7 protein-coding genes and 1 pseudogene are annotated in these 12628 nt (G+C 66.1%); 3 read left to right on the top strand and 5 right to left on the bottom strand.

Annotated elements, in window-relative coordinates; translation table 11 throughout:
* Positions 1-293: 293 nt before the first annotated feature.
* Complete coding sequence (locus tag ACWD35_RS19500) at positions 294-7604, top strand: polymorphic toxin-type HINT domain-containing protein (protein WP_451352501.1); 7311 nt, start codon at positions 294-296, stop codon at positions 7602-7604.
* A gap of 35 nt (positions 7605-7639) precedes the next feature.
* Positions 7640-8143, top strand: coding sequence for a HEAT repeat domain-containing protein (locus tag ACWD35_RS19495; protein WP_451352500.1), 504 nt, complete (start codon positions 7640-7642; stop codon positions 8141-8143).
* 123 nt (positions 8144-8266) lie between these two features.
* Here the strand turns inward: ACWD35_RS19495 and ACWD35_RS19490 are convergent.
* The 4 genes and pseudogenes from ACWD35_RS19490 to ACWD35_RS19475 form a co-directional block, all read right to left on the bottom strand.
* A pseudogene (locus tag ACWD35_RS19490) lies at positions 8267-8606 on the bottom strand (tyrosine-type recombinase/integrase); the annotation flags it as partial.
* 131 nt (positions 8607-8737) lie between these two features.
* Positions 8738-9145, bottom strand: a complete 408-nt coding sequence (locus ACWD35_RS19485; RefSeq protein WP_451352499.1) for a hypothetical protein — start codon at positions 9143-9145, stop codon at positions 8738-8740.
* Positions 9145-9306 (bottom strand): hypothetical protein, encoded by a 162-nt coding sequence (locus tag ACWD35_RS19480; RefSeq protein ID WP_451352498.1) that lies wholly within the window; start codon positions 9304-9306, stop codon positions 9145-9147. Before ACWD35_RS19480 ends, ACWD35_RS19485 begins: the two co-directional genes overlap by 1 nt.
* Positions 9307-9592: 286 nt before the next feature.
* On the bottom strand, positions 9593-10789 hold the full coding sequence (locus ACWD35_RS19475; RefSeq protein WP_451352497.1) for a helix-turn-helix domain-containing protein: 1197 nt from the start codon (positions 10787-10789) through the stop codon (positions 9593-9595).
* A 209-nt stretch (positions 10790-10998) separates the two neighbouring features.
* Here ACWD35_RS19475 and ACWD35_RS19470 point away from each other — a divergent pair, with 209 nt between their 5' ends.
* On the top strand, positions 10999-11649 hold the full coding sequence (locus tag ACWD35_RS19470; protein ID WP_451352496.1) for a Uma2 family endonuclease: 651 nt from the start codon (positions 10999-11001) through the stop codon (positions 11647-11649).
* 234 nt (positions 11650-11883) lie between these two features.
* Here ACWD35_RS19470 and ACWD35_RS19465 read toward each other — a convergent pair whose 3' ends face one another.
* Positions 11884-12468 (bottom strand): Uma2 family endonuclease, encoded by a 585-nt coding sequence (locus ACWD35_RS19465; RefSeq protein ID WP_451352495.1) that lies wholly within the window; start codon positions 12466-12468, stop codon positions 11884-11886.
* Positions 12469-12628 lie beyond the last annotated feature (160 nt).

Raw genomic sequence — 12628 nt, 5'->3', positions numbered from 1 at the left:
GGCGTAGAAAGTAAAAGCCATGCCTGATCCGGGCAAAGCGAAGGGATGTTTGACCTGGGCTGTGTATGCCCGCCCCATAGTGAACTAAAGGGCTGTTAACGCCAGGTAAAGCGCTTCCCCTCCTTTGAGGCTGTTCATCCTGTAGCGGAACGTTACGTTCCGTGGCAGTGATCACATCAATCCGTAGCCTCTGGCGTTTCCTCACGGGGTGATCACAGAATCCCCACTGTCTGATACGTCGTCACGCGTGGTCCGTCACCGGCCCCGCTCCAAGTGGTCCGGGGGGCCTCGCCGTGTTCGATCGTCTTTCGCGTGCCCGCGAGCATCGCCTCGCGCGCGCCGCCGTGCCGGTCACGGCCGCCGCGCTGCTGGTGGGGTTGCTGCCCGCGCAGTCATTCGCGCTGCCACCGGATCCGTCGAAGGCCGAGACCGGGCGTGAGACGCTGACACTGGAGGACCTCAAGCCTGATCTGCCGGTCCCCGGCGGCCATGCGTTCAGCCGCCGCCTGCCCTCGCTGAGGGCCGACGTCCTGACGGACGACGTGCCCAAGGAGCAGCTCAGCGCGCCGGTCAGCACGACGACTCCGCCGTCCAACCTGCAGGGCGCGGTCAACTTCGACTCGACCACCACGACGGCTTCCTTCCACGGGGCCGCGGCCACCGCCGAGCAGACAGCCCTGAGCCCCGTCGGCAGCCTCCCCGTCAGCCTCGGCCAGGCCTCCGGCCAGCCGGCACCGAGCGGCACTTGGCAGGTCGACATCCCGGACCGCACCTCCGCCGTCAGCCAAGGCGTGGCTGGCGCGTTGCTGGTCGTGCAGGCCCCCGACACCGGCGCGGTCCCCGTCTCCGTCAAGCTGGACTACTCCAAGTTCAAGAGCCTCTACGGCGCCGACTGGGCATCCCGCCTGAGCTTCGTCCAGTTCCCCGACTGCTATCTGACGACGCCGGACGACGAGGCATGCCAGCAGTACGAGGAACTGGAGACGACGAACGACACGGCGTCGAACTCCATCACCGCCACCGTCGACCCGGCGGCCGACAGCACGGTGACCCCGGCGACCGCGAAGTCCTCGCCCACCGCCGGATCCGGCGTGGTCCAGGCGGCGTACCGGACGTCCACCTCGGCGACCCCCGCGGCCATGGGCAGCGGCACGGCCGTCCTCGGCGCGCTCGACTCGGGTGGCAGCGTCTCGGGCAGCGGGGCAGGCGGCAGCTTCAAGGCGACGCCGCTCGCCTCGGACGGCAAGTGGGAGGCGGGAGGCTCGTCCGGGGCGTTCACGTGGTCCTACCCGCTGACCGTGCCGAACCCGCCCGCGGGCCCGGCGCCCAAGATCTCCTTCGACTACAACTCCCAGACGGTGGACGGCCGTACCGCGGTGTCGTCACCGCAGGCGTCCTGGATCGGCGAAGGTTGGTCGTACGACCCCGGCTACATCGAGCGCCGCTACCGCACGTGCAAGGACGACCGGAAGACCCTGAAGGCCGGTACACCCAACAACACCGCCACGAAGGACAAGACGTCCGACCTGTGCTGGGTGTCGTACAACGCCGTGATGTCCCTGGGCGGCAAGACGACCGAGTTGGTGCGGGACGCCGCCTCCGGCAGCGACCCCGAGAAGGACAGCGAGTTCTACCGCCCCCAGCAGGACGACGGCACCCGGGTCGAGCACCGCGTCGGCGGCGGCAACGGCGACAACAACGGTGAGTACTGGGTGGTCACGACGCCTGACGGCACCCAGTACTACTACGGCCTGAACCACGTCGGCGGCGGCCACGCCGACACCGACTCGGTCTCCACCGTCCCGGTCTTCGGCAACCACCCCGGCGAACCCTGCCACGCCGACGCCTTCGCCGACTCCCGCTGCGGCGCGGGCAAACAGCAGGCGTGGCGCTGGGGCCTGGACAAGGTCGTCGACGTCAATGGCAACGTCATGGTCGTCGACTGGGACCAGGAGACGAACTACTACGCCGTACGCAAGAAGTCCAAGTCGCCCGAGCAATACGACCGTTCCGCGTACCCGACCTCGATCCAGTACGGCATGCGCACGGACGACCTCACCAAGCCGTCCGCGACCATCGACTTCGGCACCAAGCAGCGCTGCCTGAAGTCCGAGACCGCCTGCACTGCGGAGAACTTCGACAAGACCGACGACCCTGGCGCCTACCGTCCCTGGTGGGACACGCCGGGCAACCTCAACTGCAAGTCCACGTCCAAGCTGTGCCCGCCCTTCCCGTCCTTCTGGACGCAACGGCGCCTGGACACGGTGACGACGAAGGCCGCCCGCGCCGGCCAGACCGGCCTCGACAACGTGGACGTGTACACCCTTCACCAGTCCTTCCCGGCGGACTGGTACGACACGTCCCCCGGCCTCTGGCTGAAATCGATCACACGGACCGGCTACGGCCCCGGCGACACCACCGGCACCCTCCAGTCGGAGGACGGTGTCAGCTTCGCGCGGTACACCGTCGGCTCCACCTCGCCCAAGTCCATGCAGTGGCTGAAGGACCGCCAGCTGCCGAACCTGGTGCGCAAGAACAAGAGCGACCAGACCCCAGGCTTCACCCGCCCCCGCATCGGCACCGTCTCCACCGAGTACGGCGGTGACATCAAGGTCGAGTACACGGGCGGCTGCCGGTTCGAACCCAGCGAGGACAAGGGCAAGGACAACGGCACCTGCTTCCCGGTCCGCTGGTCGCCCGACAGCGACGTGAGGACTCCGGAGAAGGCGTGGTTCAACAAGTACGTCGTCGACTCCGTGACCGAGACCGACAACGTCACCTCGAACGGCGAGCCGATCGTCACCAAGTACGCGTACGAGGGCCCGGCCTGGGCGAAGAGCGATGACGAGTTCACTCGCCCCGCGATGCGCACGTACAGCGACTGGCGTGGCTACCTCCAGGTCACGGTGATCAAGGGCAGCAAGTCCAGCTCCGAGCAGGGCGACCCGCAGTCCCAGTCGTACGCGGTGACGCGCTACTTCCAAGGCACCGGCGGCGAGTTCAAGGACTCGACGAAAACCCGCACGCTGCTCGCGGACGACGCCCCCCAGTACGCGGGCATGCCGGCCGAGACCATCACCTACCGCGACGTCGACGGCCAGGCCCTCAAGCGCACCCTGAACTATCCCTGGTCCAAGCAGACGGCGTCCCGCCCACGGGAGAACGAGGACGGCACCGACGCCGACCCGCTGCTCGCCCACCGCACCGGCATCAAGCGGACGGATGCGATCCAGTACCTGGACAGCAGCGGCTACACGAAGAGCAGCAGCGGCTACACGGAAAGCAGCAGCTGGCGGGCCGTCCGCACCCTCACCACCGTCGACGACACCTACGGTCTGCCGATCCAGGTGGAGACGGCCGTCGTCACACCCGACGGCACCAGCGAGAAGCTGTCCGACCAGACGTGCACGGTGACGACGTACGTCCACAACACCACAGCCTGGCTGATCGGCCTGCCCAAGGAGCAGCGCACCACGGGCACCTCCTGCGCCGACTACGCCACCGCCGACCCGGCAACCCAGCTCAAGTCGGCGATGCGAAACACCTACGACAAGATCGCCTACGGTGCCACGCCGACGAAGGGCCTGGTCACCTCGGTGTCCGAGATCGACGGCGCCGGCACCTCGTACTCGGTCGCCGCCGACACGACGTACGACGACCTCGGCCGTATCCGCACGGTCACCAGTCCGGGCGAGGGTACGACCGAGACGCAGTACATCCCCGCGGCGGGCGGTCCGGTCACCCAGACCAAGGCGATCGACGCCCTGGGCCATGCCACCACGACCACCTACGACCCGGGCCGCGGCCTCCCCCTCACGGTCACCGACCCCAACGGCCGCGCGACGCGCTACGAGTACGACGACCTCGGCCGCCTGGTGAAGGGCTGGTCCGCGTCCCGTTCCTCGGGCGGCATGTCGCCCAACGTCGTGATCGACTACGACCCGGCGATCGCCACGAGCAGCGTGAACCGCCCGGCCGCCGTGACCGTCAAGACACTCAAGGACGACGGTTCCTACGCCACCGAGGTCACCCTCTACGACGGCCTGATGCGTGAGGTCCAGAAGCAGTCCGAGGCCCACGGCGCCGGCCGGATCATCACGGACACGAAGTACGACGACCACGGTCTGGTCGACGAACAGACCGGCGGGTACCTGGCGGCGGGCGATCCGAAGACGGAACTCTTCGCTCCCAAGTCGAAGTCCCTGATCCCCACGTGGACCAAGCACCGTTACGACGGCCTGGAGCGAGAAGTCCGCGCGTCGGTCTACCAGGGCGGCGACTACAAGTACGCAACCACCACCAGCTACGGCTTCACCAGCACGTACGTCGACCCGCCGGGCACGACGACGCCGCGGATGCGGACGTACTACGACGCCCTCGGCCGCGTCAGCTCCGTCAAGCACTACACGAAGGTGCTCTCCACCTCGACGGTCGCCCGCGCGACGACGTACGCCTACGACGCCAGGGGCAACCGCAGCACCGTCACGGACCCGGCGGGCAACGTCTGGTCGTACACGTACGACACCCGCGGCCGGGTCACGTCCTCCACGGACCCCGACACGGGGACGACGTACACCTGGTACGACGAGGCGGACCGCCCCAACCACGTCAAGAACGCCCGCCAGCAGGAGACGTTCACCGAGTACGACCTGCTCGGGAGGGTGAGGTACGTCCGCCAGGGCTCCGCGACGTCCACCCCGGTCAAGGAGTACACCTACGACGACGCGCACAGCGGAATCGGCAAGCCGGGAAGCTCGATCCGGCACACCGACGGCGGCGACTACATCGACCGCGTAGTCGGCTACGACGCCGACTACAACCCGGTGGTCACCGAGACGACCATCCCGTCCAACTCGATGACGACCGGCCTGTCCGGCACGTACACCTACTCCTACGACTACACGCCCACCGGCAAACCGCAGTCCGTCACACTGCCGGCCGCCGGCGGCCTGGCGAGGGAAAAGGTCGTCACCCGCTACACCTCCGACGGCCTTCCGGAGTCCACCTCCGGCCTGACCTGGTACACGTCCGACGTCACGTACTCGCCGTACGGCGAACCCCTGCGTGTCGTCTCCGGCTCCCAGCCCTACCGCCTCTGGACGACCAACTTCGTAGACCCGCACACAGGCCGTCTCCAGCGCACGGTGTCGGACCGCGAGACGTCGGGCCCGCACCGCATCACGGACAGCTTTTACGCTTACGACACGTCCGGCGTGATCACCTCCAACGCCCGCAAGCTCAGCGAGTCGACGGGCGACACCTGGGACACCCAGTGCTTCACGTACGACGCGATGGGCGAGCTGGTGCACGCCTGGACGTCGGACATCACGCCAAACTTCAACGGCACGGGTTGCAAGTCCTCCAACGGCACCACGTGGGGCTACCGCACGGACTACGCGACGTCGTCGGGTCCGGTGACGGACGCGTCGGATTCGGCGACGGACACGACGAGCCCGGACAGCTCCCTCAGCTCCACCCTCTCGGCAGCGGCCCCGGATACGACGACCGTCTCGACGGGCGCGACGGCCTACCGCCAGTCCTTCACCTTCGACTGGCTCGGCAGCCGCGCCAAGATGACGGATTACGACACGGCGGACGCGTCGAAGAACGTCTCCTACACATACGGATACGGCAAGACGGTCACCGGCGGCGGCACGACCCAGCCCCACACGATGACGGGCATCAGCTCCAGCCCGTCCGGCAAGGGCAGCACCTACACCTACGACGAAACCGGCAACACCAAGGTCCGGACCCTGCCCGCCACGACACAGAACCTGGTCTGGTCACCGGAGAACAAGCTCGACTCCATCACCGCCGACGGCAAGAAGACGACGTACGTCTACGACGCCGACGGCAACCGGCTACTGGAGAACTCGTCATCCGGCTCAACGCTGTACCTGGGCGCAACGGAACTGACCACGGACGCGACAGGCACCATCACCCGTGCCGCCCGCACCTACACCCAGGCCGGCGCCCCCACGGTCGTCCGCTCCACGACGAACGGCTCCACCACGGGCCACAAACTGAGCGTCCTGATAGCCGACCAGCTGGGCACAGCGAACACGTCGGTGGATCTGGCGAGCGGCCAGCCGGTGACGCGTCGCGCGTTCAAGCCGTACGGCGAGGTCCGTGGGGCAAAGCCGACGACGTGGCCCAACAAGCGCACGTACCTCGGCGTAGGCATTGACGACACCGCCTCCGGCCTGACCCACATAGGCGCCCGCGAATACGACCAGAACTCGGGCCGCTTCCTTTCCGCGGACCCGATCGTCGACATAGCGGACCCGCTGCAGATGAACGGGTACGCCTACTCCCGCAACAGCCCCATCTCCCAGAGTGATCCCACTGGCCTTAAGCCGATCTTCGATAGCAGCGGTGGCAACTCCGCAACCACGAACGAGCCCGACATCGTGCTGGCCACTCACGTCTCCTACGACACGACGGTCACCCTGTACACGAGCGGGACAAAGCCGCTAAGGAACCCCAGCAATACCTCGGAGGCCGAGTACAACAAGGCAGCTCACCTTTACGACAAGCCGAGCGGAGAACTCAGATATGAAGCAGCGTTCCAGATGTGGCTCTACGGTGCATCACATGCTGAGATCTCGTACTTCCTGAAGAATTATTGTAAGTTCCTTCACTGCAACAGCCCCACCGAAGCCCTGCTCACCGGCCATCTCGTGGAATCCCCATTCCACTCGTACGCGTTCCAGGATACGGTCACCGATTCCTTGCTTGCTGGCGAGGCGTATCGGGGAGAACCCGGCAAAACCAGGTTCGTCGGATGTAATCACAGCTTTGTGGCCGGGACGCAGGTCCTCCTGGCAGGCGGCAGAACCAAGCACATCGAGGATGTGGAGGACGGGGACAAGGTCGTCGCCACCGATCCGAAGAGCGGGAAGACGACCGCTTACAAGGTCATCGACACCATCCTCACGAAGGACGACAAGAATTTCGTCGCCCTCACCATCAAGGGCGCCAAGGGGCAAAACTCCAGTGCACCGCTGATCGCCACCACCACGCACCCGTTCTGGTCCCCTTCGGGGGGGAACTGGGTGGACGCCGGCGACCTGCGCCCGGGCATGACCCTGCGCACCAACGACGGTCGCCAGGTCAAGGTCGCTGCCGTCCGCCACTTCACCAAGCGGCAGATCACTCACGACCTGACCGTCAGCGGTGTCCACACGTACTATGTGCTGGCGGGGGCCACGCCGGTCCTCGTTCATAACTGCAACGAAACCTTCTATCGTGCGATGAGTGAGAAGGAATTCGCTCAGCTGGGGGCCAATGGTGAGATCACTGTCAAGGGTACAGAGAATTTCGTCACGCAGTCCCGTGAGTACCTTGAAGGCCTGCGTGCCAGGACCGCACGCAGGGGAGGTAGGAATGCCGATAAATATACTATCCTGGTCCGCTTTGAAATGTCCCCAGGTACCCGCGAAGCATTGATTTCGGCAGGTAAAACTCCGGGGGAAATCGGTCAGGATATCAACGCCGTGCACCTGAAATCGGAACGCGGGGCTGATACTTTCGGCCTGCGGCCTGGATCGGTCGGAGTGTTCAATTCGAATATTACCGGATTTGAAAGGGTGGATGACTGGTGACCCCCCCAATGGCCGAACGATCTGAAGCTGATCTAGTGGAATCGCTCGTGAATGGGTTTCTCACGGAACAGGATGCCAGGTCCATTGCGGAACTGCATCCTGGGCTCTGTGGCGGCATCGTTTCTTGGATTCGCGAAGCGGCGCACATGGGAAACTGGACCAGGGTTGAGAAGTTTGCCAACCTGGCTGCCCCTCTCCGGGTGGCGGGTCTTGGTGAGGTTCTTCAGGAGGTCCTTGATTCAGATGCCGCAGGATTGAACAAGGAGGATCTCGTAGACATTTTGGGCGAGATCCGGGAAGCTGGCGCGGTTACCTCCCTGTTTCGGGTAGCGGAAGGTTCGGTAAGTAAGGACGCTCCGGCGTACTGGCTATGCCAGAAAGTTATCGCCTCTCTGGGGGAAATTGGCACGCCAGAGGCCCTTGAGTGCATTCGCCAGATGACAGCCCAGTCATGGCCCGACGCTGTCCGATGGCATGCAGCTGTTGAACTGGGGATCGAAGGTGAGCTTGGGTTCGACGAAGATCAAATGTTGGGGTAGCGCGTGCCCCGGGAGCTATTGAGATCCAAGAAGTGCCGATAGTGTCAGCAAAAACGAAGCCCCGTCAGATGTGTGTTCTGGCGGGGCTTCTGCGTGGGGTGACGGCAGTAGTTGACGGCAACGTCAACTGGCAAGGGCGGTGAGCGAAGGCGGATTGTCGCCGTCAACTCGACTGGTTTTGACGCTCGTTATGCTATCGAGGGCGTCGATGGCGTTCTGCTGGAGGCGGAGTCGTACGTGGGCGTAGACGGTGGCGGTGACGCCGATGTTGGCGTGGCCGAGGAGTTCCTTGATCACGACGAGTTCCACCCCCTATTCGAGGAGCAGGGTGGCGGTCGAGTGCCGGAGGTCGTGGAAGCGGATGCGTCGGAGTTCGGGCTTGTCACGGAAGCTGAGGGAAGCGGTGGGTGAGGGTTGGAGGGGCGAGAGGCCTGCCTGTGGTTGTGGTGAAGGCGAAGCCGCTGACGCGGGGGAAGGAGTGACGGCCGGGGCGGTGTCTGCGCGCGATGACGACTGAGGTGCTCCGGAAAGCATGAGGAATCCCCCGGTCGGCGCAGCCCCTGGGCTCCTGGTGTGCGACCCGTTCCGGACGGGCTAGGCAGGCATCCGGCCGGAACGGGGGTTCGCCACCGTCGGATCAGCCGAGTTGGCCGGTTGCGCGGCGTCTTGCTGGTCGTCCTCGTCGTCCGGCATGTCGAGGGCATCGAGGTCTTCGTAGGCCGGCGCGGGCAGGCGGGCGCCCCGGCTCACCGCGATGCGGTGGACGTTCGTCAGCGCCTCGGTCAACTGGACTGTCAGCAGGTGCAGTTCGCCAGCCATCCACTGACGCTCGTCCAGAATGCGCTCTGCCTCCTGAATGAGTTCACCAGCCAGGCCGAGTTGGGCTGACTCCATGTTGTCAGCGAGGCGTGAAAGATGTCCGGTCCCGTCGCCTTCGAGGTAGCAGGGCTTTCCTTCCGGCCCGGTCCAGGGGAGCAGGCGGGCCTGATTCGCGAGGCTCATCAGGGCCGCACCTCCACGCCGTTCATCAGCCGGGGCCCGATGTCCAAGCCGTGCCCAGCCAGCCGTAGTGCGCGCCGCGGTGTCCGTCGGCGCTGCCGGTCCCGCTGCTCGTGCGCGACCAGGTACGGGCGGATCAGGCCGATGTCCTCACCGCGCAGCACGGGGGCAGAGGGTGCGCGAGGCGGACATTCAGTCGATGTCTCCACCCCGGGGTTGATGAAATGGCGATCAGGTCTGCGGTGGCGGCCCGGTGCCGGCCAGAGCAGCCGCAGAAGTGACTCGGAAATGCGGGCGATGCAGTGCGGCATGTCGACGCTCCTTGTCAGCATTGGCCACGCCCCCCGCACCGTTCGCTCGGTCGCGGAGGTCCTGACTGAGCGTCAGCCTGCCGACTGGCGATGCACGGCAGTTGCACTGAAGGGTGCAACTCCTCCTGCCAGGAAGCTGCTACACCCCGACCCACTCCGCGTACTGCGTCAGCGAGCCGTTACGCGCCCGCTCCTGCCGCTTGAGAGCCAGCACGGTCTCCCGCACGGTCGGGTGGTAACGGGTCTGCTGAGGCGCGATGCGCCGGGCATCGTGCAGGCAGTCCAGAGCCTGTTCAGGGTGGCCGGCCCAGGCGTGGGCTCGGCCGAGGTCCATCCAGTGGTGCCCGGCCCGCGAACGGGTCCAGCCACGCGGAATGCGTACATCCTCGGCGAGTTCGATCGCGCGCCCGAAGTCGTCAGCCTCCGAGGCGATCGCCACGGCGTGGACACCGACGTTCACCGGCCCCCACGTGACGCCGAAGTCGGGCAGCTCGCCTGTGGCCTGGGCAAGGGCACGGGCCTCGGCCAGGCGGGCGTCGGCATGGTCCTTGTCCTTCATGCGACCCGCGATGGTCGCGGCGCGCAGGTGCAGCATCCCCCGCATGGCCTCAATGCCCGCCGGGCGGTGTGACTCCTGGCCATCGAGGTCCCGCAGAGCCCGGTCGACCACCCGCAGACCTACGTCGTACCGGCCCGACGACATCGTGGTCTGCGCACGCAGGAAGGCATGCATCGCGGCCAGCCCCGGCTCGTCGGTGCGCGGTGCGGTCCACGCCAGCCGGTCCAGCGCGACAGTCGCGAGATCGAGAAAGCCGAGCTTCCATGCCACGGTGAACACACACCGGAACGTCTCCGCCAGGCACTCGTAGGCCAGCCGCTGCGCTTCCCCGGTGCTGGTGTGCACGGCCTGCACCGACTCGTCGATCAGCACGGGCAGGTCGCGCACCATGTCTGTGTACTGCGCCTGACGCCGCTGCTCCAGCGCTCGTTGGACATCCGTCCAGATCAGTGCGGCCGGGCGCGGAGCGGTCTCCCAGTTCAGAGGGATGTCCCAGTTCTCCAGCCCTTCACGGATCGGCTGGATCAACGCATCCATCCTGTCCCGGCGCAGTTCGTCCGCGTACGGCTGCCCCAGCAGCTCGGACGCGGAAACACCCAGCGCGCGGGCGCAGGTGGCGACAAAAGCCGGGGAGGCGGGCTTCTGCCCGCATTCCACCTTCGACAACAGCGACTTCGACACATGCGCCCGCATCGCCAGCCCCTGCTGCGTCAGACCACGTTGCTTCCGGATACGGGCGATCCGGGCGCCGGTGTGCTCCTCGATGCTCTGCGACACGGCGAACTCCGTTCTGCGGCAACACTCAGACGGTACCCGGCCGCGCTGTTGCACATGGATGTCCTTGGAGGGGATCCTGCCCCTCCAGGCGCCGGACCGGGGAACCTGCCGCGTCATGGCCATGTGATCACTCGTTGAGGTGAGGCGCCCTGCATTCCGCCTGGGTAGGCTGAAACTACAGGCGAGACTCCGGCCCCATGGGAGCACTGATGAGCGCCGCATCCGAGCATGAGGCAGGGCAGGGCGGCGAGCCTGGGTATCGCTGGCCGATCCCGCCGCCCGGGGGTTGGACCGCGGACGACCTCGACCGGATTCCGGGCCTCCCGCCGCACACGGAGTTGATCGACGGGAGTCTCGTCTTCATGAGTCCGCAGACCCGGTTCCACTCGCGCACCCTGCGTCTGCTGGACAACGCCTTGTTGGCGCAGGTGCCCGAGCACCTTGACGTCGACCGGGAAATGACGATCAAACTGGACCCGAAGAATCGGCCTGAGCCCGATATCGTCGTGTTTCCGGCGGACGCGGTCACCGGGCCTGATCAGACCTGGTACAGGGCCGAAGACATTCTCTTGGCCGTCGAGGTCGTCTCGGACGACTCCCGTGAGCGTGATCGCGAGGTCAAGCCCCGCAAGTACGCTGCGGCCGGTGTGCCGCATTTCTGGCGGGTCGAGAAGGACGAAGAGGCAGGGCTGCCCGTCGTCTACGTCTACGAACTCGACCCCGCCACCAGCGCCTATGCCCTCACCGGCATCTTCCACGACCGGCTCAAGCTCTCCGTCCCCTTCGACATTGAGATCGACCTGACCGCGATTAGCGAGCGGCCCGGCCGTCAGCCGAAGGAAACGGAGGGCAAGAGCTGAGAGCTGTGCATCTAAGGGGCGGTTCCGCTGGCTGACCCCTGAGCTGGAGCTGTCTGCGCATTTCGGCAAGCCGGTGTGCGCGGGCCTCGGTCACCATGCGCCGTGCTCCGATGACGACCTCTTCGAAGTCCTCGGCGTCGAAGACCTCGTGCTTTACCTCGTCCCAGGAGTGGAAGCCCGTCACTTCTGCGTCTCCTTCTTCCGTTGACTCGGTCCACCAGTGGACGGCCAGGGTCAGGGATGGCCGGCCTTCAGGAGTCTCCCCACGTCCAAAGTGACCTCGGCGCCGATGGAGTCGGGCAGGGTGACCGACTCGCCGGGGGAGTGGACCCGGTGGGTGGTGTAAGCGCCTTCGCGGGAAGCCATGAAGACATGGAGCCGCTGGTCATGGCGGTCGACGATGACGTACAGCGGGATGCCGGCCGCGGCATACGCGGAGACCTTGTGGCGGAGGTCGAGGTTGGGGTTCTCCGAGGTAACCTCCAGGACCATACGGAAGCAGGACGGGGCGTAGCAGTTGTGCTCGACCATGTGGGCGCAGATGTCCGCGTCGACGACAGACAGATCGGGGATGGCGTAGTCCTCCGGACCGGTGGGTAGCCAGAGTCCCACCCTCTGGAGGACCTCGGTCTCGGTGCCGTCGATCCCGGCGTGCATGCACGCGAGCATGACATCCGTGAGGACCTCGGCATGAGGGCCGTCGGGGAGTGGTGTCGCCAATAGGACGCCATTGATGATCTCGAAGCGACAGCCCGGGTTGCGTTCCATGAGCCGGTCGGCTGCCGCGATCAAGGGACGGTGCGGTCGCGTCGTTGACATTGCGAGCCTTTCGGGAAGCCGGCCGACTTACGGGCATCCTTCAAGGTCGCTGGGCCGCACGTGGGCCGGTTCCGGTCGCGTCACCCGAACGGGATCCAGCACGGCGAAGGCCCCGCCCCCGGTGCGAAACCGGAGACGGGGCCCAACTCGCCGTAGGCGA

Source organism: Streptomyces sp. NPDC002671 (assembly GCF_053592475.1).
The sequence above is the reverse complement of the archived record's forward strand: the minus strand, read 5'-3'. Positions and strand labels throughout refer to the sequence as shown.